15 protein-coding genes are annotated in these 20,120 nt (G+C 38.1%); all 15 read right to left on the reverse strand.

Annotated elements, in window-relative coordinates:
- Nucleotides 1–24 precede the first annotated feature (24 nt).
- The 15 genes from PGR29_RS05650 to PGR29_RS05720 all read right to left on the reverse strand — a co-directional run bounded on the left by PGR29_RS05650 (nt 25) and on the right by PGR29_RS05720 (nt 19,767).
- A complete protein-coding gene (locus PGR29_RS05650; protein WP_316424207.1) occupies nt 25–1,176 on the reverse strand; it encodes a glycosyltransferase family 4 protein in 1,152 nt (383 codons plus the stop codon).
- Between the two features lie 84 nt (nt 1,177–1,260).
- A complete protein-coding gene (cpsG, locus tag PGR29_RS05655) occupies nt 1,261–2,634 on the reverse strand; it encodes a phosphomannomutase CpsG (protein WP_316424208.1) in 1,374 nt (457 codons plus the stop codon).
- Between the two features lie 16 nt (nt 2,635–2,650).
- Complete coding sequence (locus tag PGR29_RS05660; protein WP_113373495.1) at nt 2,651–4,069, reverse strand: mannose-1-phosphate guanylyltransferase/mannose-6-phosphate isomerase; 1,419 nt, start codon at nt 4,067–4,069, stop codon at nt 2,651–2,653.
- 55 nt (nt 4,070–4,124) lie between these two features.
- Nucleotides 4,125–5,114, reverse strand: a complete 990-nt coding sequence (locus tag PGR29_RS05665; RefSeq protein WP_049047040.1) for a polysaccharide pyruvyl transferase family protein — start codon at nt 5,112–5,114, stop codon at nt 4,125–4,127.
- 1 nt (nt 5,115) lies between these two features.
- Nucleotides 5,116–6,657 (reverse strand): lipopolysaccharide biosynthesis protein, encoded by a 1,542-nt coding sequence (locus tag PGR29_RS05670; protein WP_316424209.1) that lies wholly within the window; start codon nt 6,655–6,657, stop codon nt 5,116–5,118.
- A gap of 60 nt (nt 6,658–6,717) precedes the next feature.
- On the reverse strand, nt 6,718–7,701 hold the full coding sequence (locus PGR29_RS05675; protein ID WP_316424210.1) for a glycosyltransferase family 4 protein: 984 nt from the start codon (nt 7,699–7,701) through the stop codon (nt 6,718–6,720).
- 13 nt (nt 7,702–7,714) lie between these two features.
- Complete coding sequence (locus PGR29_RS05680) at nt 7,715–8,761, reverse strand: glycosyltransferase family 4 protein (protein WP_316424211.1); 1,047 nt, start codon at nt 8,759–8,761, stop codon at nt 7,715–7,717.
- Complete coding sequence (locus tag PGR29_RS05685) at nt 8,754–9,980, reverse strand: hypothetical protein (protein WP_316424212.1); 1,227 nt, start codon at nt 9,978–9,980, stop codon at nt 8,754–8,756. The genes PGR29_RS05680 and PGR29_RS05685 overlap by 8 nt, the downstream gene beginning before the upstream one ends.
- Nucleotides 9,981–10,017: 37 nt before the next feature.
- Nucleotides 10,018–11,382, reverse strand: coding sequence for a right-handed parallel beta-helix repeat-containing protein (locus PGR29_RS05690; RefSeq protein WP_316424213.1), 1,365 nt, complete (start codon nt 11,380–11,382; stop codon nt 10,018–10,020).
- Nucleotides 11,383–11,402: 20 nt separating this feature from the next.
- Nucleotides 11,403–12,833, reverse strand: a complete 1,431-nt coding sequence (wbaP, locus tag PGR29_RS05695; protein ID WP_316424214.1) for an undecaprenyl-phosphate galactose phosphotransferase WbaP — start codon at nt 12,831–12,833, stop codon at nt 11,403–11,405.
- A gap of 91 nt (nt 12,834–12,924) precedes the next feature.
- Nucleotides 12,925–15,078, reverse strand: coding sequence for a polysaccharide biosynthesis tyrosine autokinase (locus PGR29_RS05700; RefSeq protein ID WP_316424215.1), 2,154 nt, complete (start codon nt 15,076–15,078; stop codon nt 12,925–12,927).
- Between the two features lie 16 nt (nt 15,079–15,094).
- On the reverse strand, nt 15,095–15,529 hold the full coding sequence (locus PGR29_RS05705) for a protein tyrosine phosphatase (protein WP_072057560.1): 435 nt from the start codon (nt 15,527–15,529) through the stop codon (nt 15,095–15,097).
- Nucleotides 15,530–15,531: 2 nt separating this feature from the next.
- Entirely contained in the window at nt 15,532–16,668 is a 1,137-nt protein-coding gene (locus PGR29_RS05710) for a polysaccharide export protein (protein ID WP_316424216.1), read from the reverse strand.
- Nucleotides 16,669–16,778: 110 nt separating this feature from the next.
- The gene (locus PGR29_RS05715) at nt 16,779–18,218 is read right to left on the reverse strand and encodes a capsule assembly Wzi family protein (RefSeq protein ID WP_316424217.1); all 1,440 of its coding nucleotides are present in this window, start codon (nt 18,216–18,218) and stop codon (nt 16,779–16,781) included.
- A 919-nt stretch (nt 18,219–19,137) separates the two neighbouring features.
- Nucleotides 19,138–19,767, reverse strand: coding sequence for a phosphatase PAP2 family protein (locus PGR29_RS05720; RefSeq protein ID WP_316424218.1), 630 nt, complete (start codon nt 19,765–19,767; stop codon nt 19,138–19,140).
- Nucleotides 19,768–20,120: the final 353 nt, after the last annotated feature.

Here is a 20,120-nt window from a genome sequence, read left to right on the forward strand (position 1 = left end):
AATTGTTTAGTTTTTCTGCATTTATTAATAATTGATTTTTTTAGTTTCAATAAACTCCGAATATTTAGAATTAACGTATTCAGCAATTTCCTGGTTAAAGCGCTCGGTAGAAAATTTTAACGCATGTGCGCGGCAATCATTTGGAAGAATTTGATCTTGCATCGTTTCAAACTTTTGCACAGCATCAATGACAGAAGCTACATCCTGTTTGTCAAAAAGGATACCTGTTGGATTATCTACACCAAATGGTCTTACTGTTTCAAGTGAACCACCTTTTCCAAACGCAATTACAGGCGTCCCACAAGACTGTGCTTCAACTGGAGTAATTCCAAAATCTTCTTCTGCAGCAAAAACAAATGCTTTAGCATTCCTCATATGCTCTTGCATGATCTCATTTGATTGATAACCCAGAATTTCAATGTTAGCCGTGGCTTTAGACTTTATCTTTTGCATCTCCGGGCCATCACCAACGACGACGAGTTTACGATCTGGCATGTGACTGAAAGCCTCAACAATCAGATCAATACGCTTATAAGGGACAAGCCGTGATGCTGTAAAGAAATAATCTTCTTTATCTTCATTCAGAAGGAAGCGATTGACGTCAACAGGCGGATAAATGACATCAGCTTCACGCCCATAAACTTTTTTAATCCGGCGCGCGATGAATTGAGAGTTAGCAATGAAATGATCAACGCCATTTGCAGTTCGATAATCCCACATACGCATTTTATGCAGAATCAATTTTGCAATCATTCCCTTTAAGCCATGATCTAAACCTGCTTCTCGAAGATACTGATGCTGAAGATCCCAAGCATATCTTATAGGGGAATGAACATAACTAATATGGAGTTGATCAGGACCAGTTAAAACCCCTTTAGCAACAGCATGGCTGCTTGAAAGAATGACATCGTGCTTTGATACATCAAGTTGCTCAATTGCTATTGGCATCAAAGGAAGATATGTTTGATATTTTTTCTTCGCTTTCGGTAGGCGTTGAATGAATGTTGTGGTTATTTCTTTATTCTGAAAGTGTTTTTTATTTTCAGAGGAGAGAAAATCCACAACAGAATACAAGTGCGATTCTGGATAGGATTTAATAAGTTCAGCAACAACTTTTTCTGAACCAGCATAAGTTATAAACCAATCAGCAACAATACCAACATTTAAATCGCGCATAAAAACCCATCGTATATTTATAATTCAACATGCAAAATATATAAGGTGCTCCATGATTGCAAAGCACCTTTAGGAATTTAAAATTTAAGCCCTTAATAATGCCAAAATCTCTGCAGTTTTGTTTTCCATTAAAGTAACATCACCTCTGGACTCTACATTTAGGCGAACTACAGGCTCAGTGTTAGAACTACGTAGATTGAAGCGCCATTCCGCAAACTCAAGGCTTATACCATCAGTATGGTTGATATCAAGGGCTTCCCCCTGATAGCGTTCAAGAACCCGTTTGATCGCAGACTGTGGATCGCTAAGGGAGCTGTTGATTTCTCCAGAAGCTGGGTAAGCTTGCATCCGCGTATTAACTAATTGGTTCAGCGTTTTATCTTTGATACATAGCAACTCGGCAACAAGGAGCCATGGGATCATCCCGCTATCGCAATAGGCAAAATCGCGGAAATAATGGTGAGCACTCATTTCGCCACCGTATATCGCATCTTCTGCGCGCATACGTTCTTTAATGAAAGCATGACCTGTTTTGGACATCACGGGAATGCCGCCCGCTTTATTTACAATATCAATTGTATTCCAGCTTAAACGCGGATCATGAATAATACGAGATCCTGGATTCTTTTCAAGGAATGCATCAGCCAAAAGACCAACAATATAGTATCCTTCAATAAAGTTACCCATATTATCGAATAGGAAGCATCGATCGAAATCACCATCAAATGCAATCCCCATATCAGCTTTATTCTTTATGACAGCATCAGTGGTATCTTTTCGGCACTCAGGTAATAATGGATTAGGTATACCATTTGGAAAGGTACCATCAGGTTCATGATGCACCTTTATAAATTCAACAGGAACATTCTGTTTTTTAAATTGCTTCTCAAGGGCATCTATAACGTGGCCAGCTGCGCCGTTTCCAGAATTAACAACTAATTTTAGCGTTCTATTAATATTATTAAGATTAATATAGCTCAGTAATTTATCAATATATGCATCTAATACTGAAATCGATTGATAAGTACCTTTAGGCTGTGATGAGTTTATAGCAAAATTATTCTCTTCGGCCAGACGCTGGATCTCCCTTAGCCCAGTATCACCACTGATTGGCTTTGAGTTCTCACGCACGAGTTTCATGCCATTATAATCAATTGGGTTATGACTGGCTGTTACTTCCACTCCCCCATCAACACCGAGATAGGACGTAGCAAAGTAAATCTCCTCTGTACCTGATAATCCGATGTCAAGAACATCAGTACCAGCATCCTGTAATCCTTTGGCAAGGGAAAGTTTAAGGGATTCACTAGTTAGTCTAACATCGCCTCCAACAACCATTTTTTTAGGCTTAAGATACTCACCATAGGCACGACCAATACGATATGCGATGTCCTCCGTAAGTTCAGAGCCTAACTTGCCGCGAATGTCATACGCTTTAAAGCAGGTTAATAATTCCATCATTTTCCCCATTTAATCAAATTCCATAATGATCTTTTAGACGAACAATATCATCTTCACCTAAATATGAACCAGACTGAATCTCAAGGATTTCAAGAGCTATTTTTCCTGGATTTTCCAGCATATGAGTCGAACCTGCAGGAATAAATGTTGACTGGTTTTCAGTAAGTAAAAACTCACGATCGTTTAAGGTAATCTTCGCTGTTCCTGATAATATAATCCAGTGCTCGGCACGGTGATGATGCATTTGTAATGAAAACTTACCGCCCGGTTTAACTGTGACTTTGTTAATATGATATTTAGTTGTATTAACAACTTTATCACTATGCCCCCAAGGGCTATAGGATTCGCGGTGGATTCTATACTCACGGCGCGAAGTCATTTTAAGATGTTCAACTACGCGTTTAACGTCCTGCACTTGGGATTTATCAATAACGAGCACAGCATCTTTGGTACTAACTACTACCAGATTATTAACCCCAACCGCAGCTACAAGTTGTTCTTCGCTATTTATATAACAATTAGAAGAATCATGGACAAAAACATCCCCTGATAGTGAATTCCCTTTACCATCCTTGTCGTTAACTTCCCACAATGCGGACCATGAACCCACATCATTCCAACCAGCATCCAATGGTACCACAGATGCAGACTGCGTTTTTTCCATCACTGCATAATCAACTGACTCATCAGGACAAGCAGAGAAAGCATCTTTGTCAACACGAATAAAGTCACGTAAAGAATCGGTATGCACAGTCTGCATTGCCTGTTTACATGAACTGAGAATATCTGGACGGAACTCATCCAACTCTTGTAGAAAGCGACTTGCTCGAAACATGAACATGCCGCTATTCCAGTAATATTCACCGCTGTCTAGATATTCCTGTGCTGTAGGCAAATTGGGTTTTTCAACGAAACGTTTTACATCATAAGCTACATGATCATCAAAATGTTCTTCGCTACCCCGCTGGATATAACCATAACCCGTTTCGGGACCAGTAGGAACAATCCCAAATGTTACAAGCTTTCCTTGATTTGCATAAACTACAGCACTGTTGATTGCAGCTTGAAAAGCTTCATTATTCTCAATAACGTGGTCTGCAGCCAAAACAAGGAGCAATGGGTCATCATCATGTGCAACTGCGTGTAACGCGGCAAGAGCTATAGCTGGAGCCGTATTACGCCCAATGGGCTCAAGAATAATATTATTAGAGAGCTTCTCGATTTGACGTAGTTGTTCAGCGACTAAAAAACGATGTTGTTCGTTACAAATTACAATAGGTTCTTTAGTCTCTAAACCATTAAGGCGAGTAATAGTCTCCTGAAGCATCGATAGCTCGCCGTGTAAACGTAAAAACTGTTTCGGATATAGCTCTCGCGACATCGGCCATAAACGACTTCCAGTACCTCCAGCCATTATCACTGGGAGAATCATGACTTAACCTCATTTAGTATATTAACAGTTCGACATAGAGACATTAAGAATTAAATTAAACAACAAAACTTTTGCATTTATCAGCTAATTCATTAGCATATTGCTCATGCAAAGTTTTATTTTTAATAATGGTATTCATTCCAATTTTCTTACCATCAAATTCAAAATTAGCAGTCGCATTGGCGTTCATATCGACGTCAATTCTATTAAAGAAGTCAAACAATCCATCGAAACGGCAGTTATCAACTTTATTTTTAAAGCCACCATTTACAAAAATAACTGGAGTCCCCATAGCCAGGCACGGAAGAGCTGTATGGATCCTGGATGTTACAACCAGTTTTGCATTAGCTAATTTCCTAAGAAATTCATCAGCTAATTTAAAACCTTCATCCGCAGAAAGGTACGGGATGATCTGTTTTTCATATTTAGCATGCTTAAGTAATTCACTATCAAAAAACTGATTAAGGACTTTACTTCTATGATTAAATTCAAATGCACGACCATTTAGTAAGCGCTTACCAAAACGTAACGGTTGGCTAATTAACTCTGGTAATGACATTGAGTCATACATTACATCAATAAAATAAACATCATCCGTTACATTATCTCGTTTATATTTATTCCCCAAAGTAAGGGTCATGCAACCTGAATAATATGCATCAATTCCTTTTGAAATAAGCAAGTCACGTGTGTAAAAATCACGGCAACCTATAGGTGCATGCTTTTTAAAATGCTCGATACTCGCAGGTGTGAAAATTTTGTCTACAATAGTAGAGTTAATATGGATTGATACATATAAAGGAGTTATATCTTCAGATGGTGGAAAGTTTTCTGGTATATCCATGTACCACGCATTCATGATCATTTTTACTTTATTACCACTATAAGTATTCATATGATCTCGTGGTATATACTCATTCACGCAAGGTAAAAACTGGCGTGCTGCTGTACTTTGTACATAATCACCCAGATTGATCCAGTTTCTTTTGACATAGATGTCACTTTCGTATGTCAGGACGCCATATTGAGTATTGTTTACTTGCATGTTATTTCCTACCTAATTTTTTCTTTATTAAAGATATTAAATATTTTCTTTCTGAACTAATTAGCACCAAATAGAAAAAGAGTATAGTCACTGCAATTGTGTTTAAGGATATTAGAAGCAGTAATCCTAAAAAACCTACAGGAAGAACGGTGTTGATATAAAATGAAATTGCAAATGATATTAAAGAAACAGATAATAATCGCGGAAAAATATTAAGAAAAAATATTTTACTATTTAATCCTGTTACCTTTTCCACATACAGAACCCTGAATATAAGCATTGCAACTGCACAAAGTATACGACTCGAAACCGCCACGACCAATGCAAACCCTAATGAGTAAAGAGCATATGTAACTACTAAAGTTAAAAGCATTATCAATGATGCTATTAATTGATAGTTACGCAATTTCCCCACTGCATATGCTACTGTAACGAAAGGTCCTGAAAGAGAATCAACGATGACATACAGTATGACAATTCTTACCAACACCACCAAATGTTCTGGAACTTGTTTCAACCATAGGTTAATAACAAAAGGCGCATCTACAAAAGCAGGTACCGCTGCAATGAGTACGATAAAGCCAGTCAACTTACATGATAAAGACAGAAGAGAGGAAACCTCTTCATGATTTCCAGTTGAATGCTGCTTTATCAGTTGAGGATTAAATGCGGTTTGCAAAGTACCTATGACACGGTTAAATGCAATCAATACCTGCTCCGCTAACCAAACAGAACCATTCGCCACTACACCTACAAAGAAATATGTCAGCAGAGCGATACCTTGAGAAAGCCCAACTAAACTCAATGAGCCCATCATGGACCAACTCGAGAAGGTTAATATTTCTTTAAGCAGTTCTTTATTTTCTTTGAAACTCACCTTTACAGTGCATATATCTATTTTTCTAATACAGTTAACAAAATAGACAAAATACACTGAAATATATCCAAAAAGCAAGAACGCAGCATACCATATCAATTTCGAGTCGAAATCAAATAAGGTAAATAAATACACCATCCCCCAACGCTGAATGGCATCAAATATCCCTATTTTTGCAAACAAATCCATTTTTTCAGTAGCGATTAAAGCTGCGATAAATGGTGTTTGCATTATCTGAACGAGGAGAGATACGACAGATAGTTGATACACCCAAAATATTTCTGTCATACGCTCAGCAGGAACTCTTAATTTATAGATTAAGAACCATAAGCCAATTGTTTCAGCGAGGAATAAAACAGCACCGCATATTATAAAATGGACCAATATACTTGTCGAAAATACTCTTTTAGTCCAGGAAAAATCCCTTCTACCTAAACCAACTGACAAGAACCTTTGAGTTGCCAAAGCCGACACGTTTTGAATGAACGAAAATAAAACGATAATACTGCCAATGACACTGTAAAGCCCAAAGTCATAAACCCCAAGCGCATTTAAAACCAAGCGTGAGGTATAAAAAGTTGCAAACATTATCAGTAGCATCCTGCCATAAAGCATGAATGTGTTCTTTGCAACTATTTTTTTATTTGTAGCGTATTTTTCACTCATTTTTACCAACATTATCGTCAACACAGAAAAATTAATTCTTGTTTTACGATTTCTATACTCTTAATTACTTGTTAGATACGTATTAACAAGTTCAGCGGTAGCACTCCACGAATATTTACCGACCTGTTTAGAGCCTTTTCTAATAAGTTGGGTTTTAAGTTCAATATCAGAATGTAATTTAGATATTGCTGTTGCTATTTGCTGTATATTCTCAGGGTCGACCACCAGTGCTGCATCGCCAGCGACCTCTCCGAGGGAGGTTGTTTTGGAAGTAATAACGGGCACACCACTGGCCATTGCCTCAATGACCGGAAGACCAAAACCTTCATAGAAGGAGACAAAAATCAGTCCTTCTGCACCACGGTATAACTCAGGTAATTCTTCGGTTTTAACGAATCCAGTAAATACAACTCTATCAGTAAGTTCATTGATTTCAATGAGAGTCGCTAACTCATCTGTTTTCTTCCCAGTAAAAACAAGTTTTACGCTTTTAGGGATATCTGCTCTGGCAAAGGCCTGAATCGTTCCAACCTCATTCTTATGGCTTTTTCTGTTGCTGACACATAAATAATAAGGATAGCCAAACTCTTTCTTTTTCCCATCAGGTCTGAAATCGTTGGATACTCCATTACCGACATTTACAACCTTTTCAGCAGGAACTCCGGACCATTGAATGATTTTTTGTCGAGAAAACTCGGAAACAGTAAAAATATACTTAGCTTTTTGACACCCTCTTTTTATGACAACCTTATAAAATATTTTTTTTAACAAGCTGGAGTTTTCAGGACGTTCCAAATGATTCAAATCATGGATTGTAAATACATATGGTACCCTGGTAAATAACGGGGGAATATAACCTGGAAAAAAAACAATACCATCACGCATCTTCAACATCTTTAATGATGTTTTTATGCAATCAACAGGGCTGAATGGTTTGCCAGTGAAACCCGCACTTTTATAATTTGTTATTTTATTAATTTCTTCAGCAAATGTTCCGATTCCGCCTGAACCTGACCATCGGTCATCAATTAGAATGTTTTTCATAAATATCCATTGGTTAGTTGCTACTTATAATTTCTTTTAACTTTTGCGATAATGCTTCTATTTCTTCTTCTTCACTACCAGTTTTATATAAATAACCCTGAGGTATATAATCACGCATACCATCACGAGCAGGAGCTATAATGGAGACATTTGCCTTAATTGCTTCAAGCATTACAAGCGGTACCCCTTCATACAATGAAGGTAAAACTAATGCATCCACATCTTTGGTATGGTCCCATATATTATTCTTCCAGCCCATGTATTCAAAAGTCACATTAGAACTCAATGCGTCTGACATCTCTTTCATTTTGTTAAGGTCTGGACCATCACCAATAACCTTAACTCTTATATTTTTCTTGACATTAATTTTTTTTAAAGCGCCAACTAGTAAGTGTTGTCCTTTTTGCCGAAAATAGACCCTTCCAGCCATAAGCAAAACAAATTCATTTTCCTTGGGACGGTAAGTGTAACCACTCCCTCTTATATTTTCAGGGTTAAAATTAACTATAACATTACGCAACACTCTAACAGCAGCATTTGGGTTTCTTTTTGTAAGCTCACTAGCAAATATATTACTAATAGAGATATATTTGTCGCATTTTTTATAAACACTTCTTGATAGAATATCTTTAATCAAGGAAAGCTTACTTCCCATTAAAGAAAAACTATGTGTGTAAGGGATATAGCTAATTATTTGTTCCCTACAAACCCTAACCCCTTCATTTAAGAAAACAGAGCCTAACTCAATATCACCTTGAACAATGATAATATAGTCATAATCAGTACTTATTTTTTTTAAGAAATTCCTTGCCAGTGTTCTATATTTGAGATTAAAAAAAGAGTGAAGGATTTCTAATCTTTTATGACAAATCGCATGCGTATTATATTCCACACCTTGATTCGCAAGGATTTTTTTTAATTGTGAATTATCATCTGGTACAAAACATGATAAATCAATCCCTTTATTAAGGAATCTTTTTATATGAGCTATGGTCATTAATTCATGACCACCCACGATTGATGCAGTAAATACAACCGCTGTTTTAAATTTATTAATCATTTGCACCTTCAGTTTTATTTTTATAATCTTGGTTAAACCAAACCGTACACAACCCCATCATGATAAATAGATTTGTTGCAGTCGGGGGCAGCCAAAAAGCACCATCTGATAATGCAGCGCAAAAATATGCGACAAATGGCAGAATATAAGGCGATCTTAACAACGGTTTTAATTTAAGAAAAATAAAACTCAAGAAATATAACATCATTGGCACACCAAAAATTTGCGCTATTGAAGCTGGGAGAACTTCATAAATCTCATAAAACGTTCTGTTGTAAGATAACATACCATTTAGCAGTATTAATGGGTGCTCTGTAATAATATCGATATAATATATAATCTTTTCAATTCTTCCGCTCCCTTGACTTAGGTCACGGTTAACCAATCTTTCATAAATTATTTTTGAAAAAATATTATCGGTATTTAATAAAATTAAAAACATGACTACCGAGGCTACGATTACAAGTAGCATTATTATCAATGCCATTGGTGATTTTTTTTCTGCGGTAAAAAACATCCATAAAAGCGCGCCAATCATACCAAGATATATAGATGCTGAGGCTGTCAATAATACGACTATTCCAAGTAAAGCCAATGGGACAATTGTCCCCTTTAACTCATTTCTTAAATTTGCAATAACAGCGAAACCAATTAATAATAGATTGGCGCCAAATACATTACCGTTTTGATATGTGGATGTGGCTTTTAGATAATGTATCCCCCAAATCATATTGTTTTTGTCTGCAAGAAAGTTTGGCGTTACTGCATCCTGGAAATTGGCTGTAATACCAGGAATAACCACAGTATAGTCACCAATTATCTTTTGCATTAAAGCATAAATAACAAGGATGTAAAAAATTAATTTTAAATAACGTTTCCAATTGTCAGCATTGTTGATACCAAGAGCGCCATAATAACAAAAAAAAGCAAACATCGAACTAATATATGCTATTTGAGATGACAATGGTAAAAATGGTGACCCCGAAAAAAACAATGCATTGTATGAAGATTGATTTATTAAAAATGAAAGCAATAATAATATTAATGGTATTAATGCGAGTAAAAGTTCTTTCGGTCTTGTCAGTGCATGCAGGGCTCCCATGAACATAAAATACATACTACTCAACAGGGAAATATATAGTGGGAACCCTCCGATTTTAGCACCTGCTTTGGGGATCGCAAATGTTATGAAAAGCAGTGCATCTTTTAACCTACTCATATTTCTTATCCATTTTTATATTCTTAATTTCAAAAAATCAATTTTGATATGATATTTGCTCTTTATTTATTAAAATATCATTTAATACATTGTTATTCGTTTTTACACTCAATTTCTTATTTATCTCAGTCTTAAAAAACTGTATAGCTTTAAAATTTTTTGATGGAACATTTATGAACGAATTATTAGCAATTGTTATGCTTGCATTCGGCTTCTTAACATTTCCAACCTTGATTGTGCTAGCCAGTTCATCAATTACAGTATCATATTTAAACTTATTATCGGAAATGTCAATATCGCCATTATTATTGCTAGTAAAATCAACAACCACATTGCCAAAATAATTATTTCTAACATTTAAATAATCAGCCGCACCATTTTGTTTGAAATACGAAATCAAACCTTCACTAACAAACACATTACCGATAAAGTTAATATTTTTATTAAGAGGTCTTTGACTAGCATTAAATATGGCAGCAATCGATTTGCCATAAACACCAGTGTTAAGTGCAAGATTATTTTTAAATATAATATTATCGCATATAAAAAAAGTAGCTAAACAGCCATGCTTAAAATTTTTGACAATATTATTTTTAGCAATGCTATTGTTACAACCTTCAAAATCGATACCCACATCACCGCCGTTTTCTACATAATTTGCAGCAATGTTTACACGATCCCCCATTGACCCCCAAATTCCCCCTAATCTAACATCACGAATTATATTATTATTAATTACTAATTCCGTACATTTTCTTTCATTATTCGGCTCACCATCTTTAACGGGATCCGAATCCCCCCCCCAGAACATAACTCCATGATAGAAAGCTGAGATTATATTATTACTACACCGCCCTCCATTTATATAACTAAGTTCAATACAGGCATGATTAGTTTTTATTTGTTTTGCATTAGCGCTACAAGATGACACATTTATATCCTGACTTATTTTTCCGATAAGAATATCAGAATATCTTTGTGTCATTTTGGAAGCAAAAATCCTACACCCTATACATTTGATTTTTTTTACAGTGATATCTTTAACATAGTCTATACACTGTACTACTACCATCATATCGTCTTCAGCAATGAAGGTCCCTCCTGAAATCTGTATATTTTTAGCATCTTTAATATTAAATATCGCAGTGCTATTATTACTTTTTTGTGTATTAATATAAATATTAGCCCCATCTGAGAAAATTATTTCTGACATCGAGCTAATGTTAATAGATGTTCCATCAAAGTAATAATCTCCAGAAGGGATTACAATTTTCTTACTATTTTGACCTTTAAATAATTCTGATAAATTTTTTTTAGTATTATTTATTGTTACTGCGCGTGCAAACTGACTGCTTAATGCTACACTAGAAATTGTTGATAACAAGAATGCTCTTCTATTCATGTTCACACCCACAGTAATTATTAATAAGCACCATCTTTTTTCAAAACAACTGTAATTGTTTTGAATAATATGGCTATATCATTCCACATTGACCAGTTTTTAACATACCAAGCATCGAGATATACTCGTGTGTCATAGTCAACATCACTTCTACCACTTACCTGCCATAATCCAGTCATTCCTGGTTTGCTCAGAAGGTAGTACTCCACTTCATCGTTATATCTTTCTAACTCAGCAGTGATAATTGGTCTGGGGCCAACCAGGCTCATCTCACCTTTTAAAACATTAAACAACTGAGGTAACTCATCCAAACTCGTTTTCCTCAGGAATTGACCAATCTTGGTAATTCGTGGATCATTTTTTAACTTAAATGTTGCATCCCATTCCGCTTTAGCATCAGCATCTGTAAGGAGTAACTCTTCCAAAACCTGCTTTGAATTAACAACCATTGAACGAAATTTCAAGCATTTAAAGGATTTACCGTCTTTCCCTACTCGTTCATGACCATAAATTGCCGGCCCACCATCCTTTTTAACCTTGCGGCTGATATATATCAGAAGTGGTGACAATATCACTATAATACTTATTGACCCTAAAATATCAAAAGTTCGTTTAAGTATTCTTGACGAAAGCTTCGCTAAATTTTGTTGAACTCGGAATATCATTACCTCATGACTAAAAATAAATGACATATCCGTACTGTCGAGTGGTACACCCCGTAACGTTGGAATAACCGATACGAATCGGTATCCTTTAATCATGAAATCTCTTAACCAAGCATTTCGTACATCGCCTTGATTTGCTTCTACTGCTACAATGAACTGTGTTCTTTTATCAATGCTATTCAGCCAGTTTTCTTCTGGCTTCAAAACATTTGCATTTTTTAACTTTTCTTTTATTAAATCCTGTTGCTCACCATCTGAAATAAAACCAACAATATTTAAACCAAGGTTTTTTTCACTTTGTATCGCATTATATGCATCTAATGCATTTTTACCACTGCCAACAATCCAAGTATCCCTTAGCCATAGCCCAATCTTTTTGAGTATCCATTTTGCAGCGATTCTTGACAATGGAACTAAAGCAAGGGCAAATAACCATGTCAGCAACCATACATATCTTGAAAAATACCATTTAGCAAATGCAATGACAGCGATCTCTATAACAGCAAAAATTATTAATGTCCGCAATATTTCTTTTAATTCAAACCAAAATGTTTTCCGATAAAAATAATGTCTGAGTCGTACTCCATACCAGCATATGCAACATACTCCCAGCAGCCAATGTAAAGCAACCCACCCGGATATTTGTTCTTCTGGCACGCGTTCTTCAAAGTGACTTAGCGTAACTGAAAGAATTCCTAAGGAAAGATATAAAGAGAGAACAAAGCCAAAAAAATCGGCAAGCGCGAGGATTACGCTGCAAGTTATATTTTTAGAAAAGTGCGTCATAGCTCCCTCTGTGTACACATAGAGATTTAAATTGTATATGACAATATTTAAGGTGAGCTATATTGCTCACCTTTAATATCATAAAAATTTATTATTCTTTATTTGAATATGAATAACCATAATGATTATATCCATAACCATAATAGCTACTAGCTTTCTTTAACACACCATTCAATATACAACCTTTAATATTGACACCACTTTGTTCAAATCGCTTAACACTTACTGAGATTTCTTTCGTAGTATTAGCCTCGAAACGAGCAACCAGCAATGTCGTTCCTGCGTAGCGACCAATGATTGCAGCATCGGTAACTGCAAGAATTGGTGGTGTGTCGACAATTACAAGGTCATAATTACTTGATGCCCATTCGATCATGTCAGAGAAACGGGTATGCATTAGCAATTCAGCAGGATTCGGAGGTATTTGTCCACGGCCGATATAATCAAATTCGCCACCGGGAACTCGTTCGATGACTTTTTCAATTGATTCTTGACCAGATAATATCTCAGAAAGTCCCTTGGCATGCTGTTTACCCAACATTTTGTGTACATAGCCCTTACGTAAATCAGCATCCACAAAGAGAACTTTTTTTCCTGTTAAAGCAATTATTGCAGCTAAATTAGTACTAATAAAAGTTTTACCTGCATTAGGGCTAGCACCAGAAATCATAAGAACATTATTCTTTGCTTCCATCATTGCAAAGTGAAGACTGGTACGTAAACTACGGATAGCCTCAACAGCCAAATCAGCTGGATTCTCTACAGCAAGTAAAGTGCTGGATTGATTTTTATTGCGCTTAATTTTTCCGCTATTTTGTTTTGTTAACCATTCAGAAACCGGTACACTTGCATAAACATTTACACCGAGTTCTTCTAATTGTTCAGGAGATTCGATTCCTCTACGTAAGACGACACGAATCAATACAAGCCCTACCGAAATAAATAACCCCAATATAATTCCGATTACGATAACAAGGATTTTTTTGGGTTTTACCGGACTCGGTTCTGTTATTGCCTGATCAATTATACGGACATTACCAATAGCACTCGATTTAGCAATACTTAACTCCTGTTGCCGGTTGAGTAACTGCATATACACAGCTCGCCCTGACTCAACATCACGGCTTAATCGGAGTACTTCTTGTTGAGTTGATGGCATCGCGCTTACGCGCTTACTTAGTTTTCCTTTTTCTTGTTGCAGAGTTTTACGTTTTTCCATCAATGCTTTATATGTAGGATGCTCTTTCGTATATAACTGCGAAATTTCAGCCTCTTTAAATGTCAATGTATTCAATTGGTTATCGACATTTACAATTTGATCAAGTACTGATTTTGCCTCCATAGACAAATCAACTGAGTCTTTTTGTTTCCTGTATGCATTTAATTTATCCTCAGCAGCATCTAAATCAGAGCGAACAGTCGGCAACTGATTACTCAAAAACTCTAAACTCTTTGCATCTTGTGCTGCTTGCCGATCAACATTCTGTGTTAGATAATTTTGACTAATATTATCTAACATGTGAGCAATAAGCTCAGGATCATCTCCGGTTAATGTCAAATTAAGCATCCCGGTATCTTTGCCTTGATCGACAACGCTAAAGGAATCTTGAAGATTACTTATTGCTAAAAGTCGTGGTAAGTATCTTATTTTAAATTGTGTTCCCGGTTCTGCGTCAATTGATTGAACTAATAATGATATTCCTTTATCTTCAATCAACTTACCAACAATTCCATTAATGACCAAATCACCACTTTCAATTTGGTAATTATTTTTATCCTTAACTGTCAGTATGATTTCAGGTGTATCGCCTTTCAGGCTTTTTGGCAAATACAGCCTGGATACATTTATTTTGCCTCGTTTTTCACCTAGTATTCTGGATAAACCTTTCCCAAACACGGGAAAGTAAATCTGCTCTGTCTGAGCTTGAAGATTTAAATCATCAACAGATTTGCCAAGAATCATTCGCGATTGTAGTAATGCTATTTCAGGTGCAGACTGAGGTTGACTATCGGGCAACATCTGACTGAGACTGTCTAAAAGTGCATTCCCTTGTTTTTGCTCAACTTGAATTAAAGCATTTGCTTGATATATTGGAGTAGCTAACAGTGAGTACAAGACCGCCAGTACTGTAAAACCAGCAGTAACAGCAATGATGAGTTTTTTATGGTCAATCAACTCACCAATCAGCCGCCCGAAATCAATGTCGTTACTATCTTGCGAAGTATTGTTATTTAATGATGCCATGCAGAAAATTCCTGAATTATCTACCTAGTTTCTCTGCCCAGTGCTGGCAGCTTTGGTCTATTAATCGATACACCGACTCAAATGCCTCATCACTTTTGCGATAAGGATCGGGGATTTCTTTTCCTTGCAGCCAATGTCCAAGTAGCATTGTCTTGCCTCTAACCTCTGGTGCAATTCGACTAACTTGTTCTAAATGCTCAGTTTCCATTACAAGTAGCAGATCGTATTGTCGACCCAAAGCACTAGTAAATTGTATTGCTTTATGTCCTTCAAGGGATATGCCATGGTTACTAGCTACCCTTATCGCTGAATTATCTGCTGCATGACCTACCAATGCACCAACACCAGCTGAATCAATTTTTTTGTCTGGAAAAATACTACGTAGTATTCGCTCTCCTATTGGAGAGCGACAAATGTTACCTGTACAGATCACTAATATGGAATCAAACATTATTATGGCCACGTTTTGATATATCTAACAGTTTCAGTCATATCATGAACACCACTAATTGTTGGTACCAATTGTGAAATAACGCGGTTCCATCTAACCAGCGGAGCTGTTGTAACATAAACAATGTCATATGGCTGTAATTGGAATTCAGTACCTAATACCATTGCGGATGCATCTTGAGCATTAAGTTGGTAAATATTAGCAATTTTACCCTGCTTATCACCTTTAAGCTGGCGAACTACAAATACTCCTGTTGCATCGCTCATTGCTTGGGAAATTCCTTCTGCATTTCCTAGAGCTTCTGCAAGCGTCATGCCACTTCGATCCATTTTCATGGTGCTTTGCTTGCCCACTTCTCCCATTACAAATACCTTGAGATCATCATTTCTTGGTACAAACAAAATATCACCCGGATATAGTAAGTGGTTTTGAGTTAAATCTCCTTTTTGCATCAAAGCATATAATGAAATCTTAGTATCTTTACCATTATGTGTCAGGACTACATTTCTCCAATCAGCATCAGGTGCTAACCCGCCCGCGTTATTTATTGCGTCCATAACTGTCAGCGGTATATTGGTTATCGGTTGTTGACCTGATTTAACCACTTCACCTGTAACATATGCTTTTTGAGAGCGGAAAGCTGCCACGCTGATGTCAACTTGTGGACTCTCGATGTATGTTGTCAATCTGCTCGCTATTTCTTGTCTAACTTGACTCAACGGTTTTCCTGCTACCTGAACTTTACCTATATAAGGATAAAATATTGAGCCGTCAGAATTTACCCAGTTGCCTGTGTCACTTGCACTACGATACTGGCCAGCTGGTGTAGTTAACTCCGGATGATCCCATACCGTGACCATTAGTACGTCCCCCACCCCAATACGGTACTCATAATTTTTCAATAAGTTATCTAATTGGGGGTTTGGGCGAGCCAACACAGTCTCAGGTCTAAGCTGCTCCACCAAACTCGGCGTCATTGGATATACGTTCACCAACTTGTCCAGGTCATAATCGCTATCCGGAAGTTCAACTACATTTTTGCGTAAGCTGTTCAGCCCCTGACCCGGAACAATAGTACACCCCGTCAAAAAGCTAATTGCCAATGCCACTGCTGAAACCCTAACAATTTTTTTCTTCATAATGTCACATCATCAATAAACCAAATTTTTTCAATTACTGATTTGCTGTCTGAGTTTTACCGATTAACAATTTACAATCAGTAATCCTTACCCTCTTCTCAGCATCCAGCCTATAAACTAAATGGAATCTCTATCCCTGCACTGGCGCCAACATCGTCACTATCGCTGTTATCGGCATTGGTATACCAAAGATTAGTATTCAATCGAACAGATTTATAGACATCGCCACTCCAGCCCAACTGTATCCCTTTTAAGGTGACTGAATTAGGAAACGCTTTATTGATAGTCTGATTTTCCGGGTTCACTTTCGCGTACACCAGACGGGTACTCCAGCGTTGATTATCTTCAGTCACCAACTCAACTTTGCCTGCAAACAACTGGCCATCCCCCCCCATCGCGTCACCAAGTGGATAGCCTTGCTGATAATAACCATCTTTATAGATGTGATGGGTATAACTGTAATTGGTGCGACTCATATTCGTACGGGTATCATGCGCTTCCACATACCAGTTAATCGCATCTTTACCCCAGCCGTGGTGGCCTTCAATACCACCAAGATACATATTCGCCGAAGGTAAGAATCCTGACTCATCTTCGCCAATCATTTGGCCATAGAAACTCACCGGCCAGCCCAGGGTAGGTTCGAGCTTAAACTTAAAATCAAAACCGGCAAGTTGGTTGCCCGGTTCATTTGGGTCGTTGGCTGAGGTGTTGTCTTTACCGGTGAACCCATCCCAGAAGTTGCTAAACGACTGAGGGCGTCCCTCCCCCCCCCACTGCATTATTCTTGAAGCGCCAAGCTCAAGTGACTGGAACGGGGTAAAGGTAAAACGGCCACCGATAATTTTGGTATGAGGTACGGCCGTGTATTGGTTCATCTGGCTAGCGGAAATCTGGTACTGCCACGGACCAATCCAGCGCAGCCACCATGTCTCAGGAGCAGCTTGCTCAGCACGTTGCATTAAAAAACCGGTCATCGGTCTGGCCGCATCGCCACGAATCAGACTACCTTCATAACCAGGGCCCCACCACTGAGGCACCTGCCCAAATGATAACCACTGGTTCCAGAACTTGACTGCGCCATAAGCGCCGTTGGCATTAAAACGTGATCCATTGCTAATTCGCTCCCCGCCTTCGACATTCCCCTGTAGATGTACATCCCACCACTCACCGCTGTTGTTGAAGGCAAGAGACAAGGAGTTATCCGCTGGTTGACTTTGGCCAAATCCCTGCGGTGTTCCTGGTTGGTCAGTCGACGTATAGCCACTTACGCGAAAATCCGCCTTCAAATTAGAAAGGCGTTGATTGATGCGCGCAAGAACAACTTGTTCAGAGGAATATGAAGGTTTTGCTTTTTTCAGCGCTCGGGTAATTTCTTCCTGGCTGAGCGGCCAGGTGGAGAGACTTAGATGAATGACTCCGCGATCGGATAACCATGCCAGGTCGTTACGAAGTTCATTATCATTTTGCACCAACCCTGCTGCATATACCTGCGAGCTAACTGATGCAACCAGACCCAAAGCAAGTGCGATACGAGCAATTTTTATCATTGTTCAAGTTCCATTTACGAGTCCCTTCCCACCAGGTGGGTACGGCAATGGGGATTTTTAAGAATCAGGAGCTTATGAGTTCGACAAGCCTTTTTTTACAACAGCGATCCATTGCCTCGATGGACAACTCCTCAAGCACGAGCGGTTTGCTGCAAACGGATGTGAACTTAACGCATTCATAATGTAAGCGATATTGGTTGCTAAGGCTACTTTCATGGCCTCAATAATGTGCACATGATCAGAAGTCTGACAACGTCGCTAAGCGTAGGATGAGTATTCAAAACGCTGGGTACCGTGAGTGTCAGGATACGCTACCGCCCTTGGCTTAACAGCTACCAACGCACTGTACCTCTAACCCAGCAATTTTCTTTACATTGACTGTTGGTGAATTAACCACAGCAATTATTTTTTACCGCCTCGAGTTTACGAGATTCTTCTCTTAATTGGGAGTATAAATTCACCCCTACAAAGCGGATAAAGCGATATTTTTCATTTTTACCGGCAAGGATTCATCTGTTAATAAGATTATTTAATGGAATCTCTCAGCAACCGGCAAGATTATTACCACTCAAAGCACAACACCTTGTAACCGCATGATTTTAAAGGGATAAAAATAAAACCTTTGTTTAAGAAAAAAATAACCATACAGTAGTCAACTACAAAATATGATAGCTATCATTACCCACTTCTTTTTTGGGTTCCAGAACGACAACTCTGATTTCCGTTATTCTCTTTTCATTTAAGAATCATCTTACTCGTAATAACATGCTGAACCGTGCTTCCAGATAGTCTGTTATCATTATTATGTTTCACCATTATGAAAGTCACGATTCTAAAATCCCCATGTTATAGATGGACAAGCTATTTATCATACTAATCACTACAGCAGTTAATTTGTAAACTTATCGAACCAGTATGATTAATATATATGCTTATGTAGATCGGCTCTGGTGAATGGCTTCTCAAATGGTCCGATCATGGTTGCAACCTCGCCTAACAACGACTGCGTCGGCGCTTTAACCCCAGTGTTTAATAATATGAGCGGGATGATGACCACGCTCAACGCCCCCATCCATGAAATCTGCGCAGAGCGTGAGGCCGGCGTACGCCATTGCAACAGCAGAAAAGTCAAACTTCCGCAAGCGCCCAAGATAAATCCACTCACTACTTCAGATACCGAATGTGCATGAATCATCAAACGGGAATAACCAACAATGCCCGCAAGAACAAAGCCCAAAAGTACGGCCCCCCCGCGAAGGGATGATGAAGCACGGGAAGTTAACAGCCATATGAGTATTGGCCAAAATGCGGTAGAGAGCGCGGTATGTCCGCTGAAACCAGTAAAATCGATTTCACGTATGCCAATTCCCCAGCCCATAAAAGCCAGCTTTGAAATGCACACGACAGTTCCCGTAATCCCAAATAGCAACGCCCATTGCCAGGCCAGCGTCCGGGATGCTTTACGAAGCACCAGCACCGCGAACAGCACCACCGCGCTGGGCAGTAACACGGTACTATCGCCAAAAAAAGAGACAAATTGCCAGTTCATTTACGCTTCATCCTCTGACGATACATCCCTTTTCCCTGTACCTTATCCATGAATTCCTTATGGGCATATTCATCCATTAACATCACGTTTATATGCATACATCACCGTTGTTTAATGGCTAAACATGATCTCAGTCAAGTTTTATTTCGCATCTCTAACTGTGCTGCAGTGCGCTTGTTTAAGAAAGAGCGCACTAAACAACTCTCAGTTAAGCAATTTTTTGACTCATCTGACCAAATGACAGCCCCACGCGCGACAATCACCGATAAGCCGTTACATCTACGTACTCAATAAGATTCAACTGAGATGAAAATTCTTCATTGCAATTAATGAACCGAATAAATAAGAATCTC

The sequence above is a fragment of the Klebsiella sp. 141203 genome, from assembly GCF_032601985.1.
In the GTDB taxonomy this organism is placed as follows: domain Bacteria; phylum Pseudomonadota; class Gammaproteobacteria; order Enterobacterales; family Enterobacteriaceae; genus Klebsiella; species Klebsiella aerogenes.

Bases quoted from the DNA above. Each gene is read 5' to 3' on its own strand.
- PGR29_RS05675 (WP_316424210.1), bottom strand. From the start codon at position 7,701: ATGAAAAACATTCTAATTGATGACCGATGGTCAGGTTCAGGCGGAATC.
- PGR29_RS05715 (WP_316424217.1), bottom strand. From the start codon at position 18,218: ATGATAAAAATTGCTCGTATCGCACTTGCTTTGGGTCTGGTTGCATCA.
- PGR29_RS05690 (WP_316424213.1), bottom strand. From the start codon at position 11,382: ATGAATAGAAGAGCATTCTTGTTATCAACAATTTCTAGTGTAGCATTA.
- PGR29_RS05665 (WP_049047040.1), bottom strand. From the start codon at position 5,114: ATGCAAGTAAACAATACTCAATATGGCGTCCTGACATACGAAAGTGAC.
- PGR29_RS05720 (WP_316424218.1), bottom strand. From the start codon at position 19,767: ATGAACTGGCAATTTGTCTCTTTTTTTGGCGATAGTACCGTGTTACTG.
- PGR29_RS05650 (WP_316424207.1), bottom strand. From the start codon at position 1,176: ATGCGCGATTTAAATGTTGGTATTGTTGCTGATTGGTTTATAACTTAT.
- PGR29_RS05670 (WP_316424209.1), bottom strand. From the start codon at position 6,657: ATGAGTGAAAAATACGCTACAAATAAAAAAATAGTTGCAAAGAACACA.
- PGR29_RS05705 (WP_072057560.1), bottom strand. From the start codon at position 15,529: ATGTTTGATTCCATATTAGTGATCTGTACAGGTAACATTTGTCGCTCT.
- PGR29_RS05710 (WP_316424216.1), bottom strand. From the start codon at position 16,668: ATGAAGAAAAAAATTGTTAGGGTTTCAGCAGTGGCATTGGCAATTAGC.
- wbaP (WP_316424214.1), bottom strand. From the start codon at position 12,833: ATGACGCACTTTTCTAAAAATATAACTTGCAGCGTAATCCTCGCGCTT.
- PGR29_RS05680 (WP_316424211.1), bottom strand. From the start codon at position 8,761: ATGATTAATAAATTTAAAACAGCGGTTGTATTTACTGCATCAATCGTG.
- PGR29_RS05660 (WP_113373495.1), bottom strand. From the start codon at position 4,069: ATGATTCTCCCAGTGATAATGGCTGGAGGTACTGGAAGTCGTTTATGG.
- PGR29_RS05700 (WP_316424215.1), bottom strand. From the start codon at position 15,078: ATGGCATCATTAAATAACAATACTTCGCAAGATAGTAACGACATTGAT.
- cpsG (WP_316424208.1), bottom strand. From the start codon at position 2,634: ATGGAATTATTAACCTGCTTTAAAGCGTATGACATTCGCGGCAAGTTA.
- PGR29_RS05685 (WP_316424212.1), bottom strand. From the start codon at position 9,980: ATGAGTAGGTTAAAAGATGCACTGCTTTTCATAACATTTGCGATCCCC.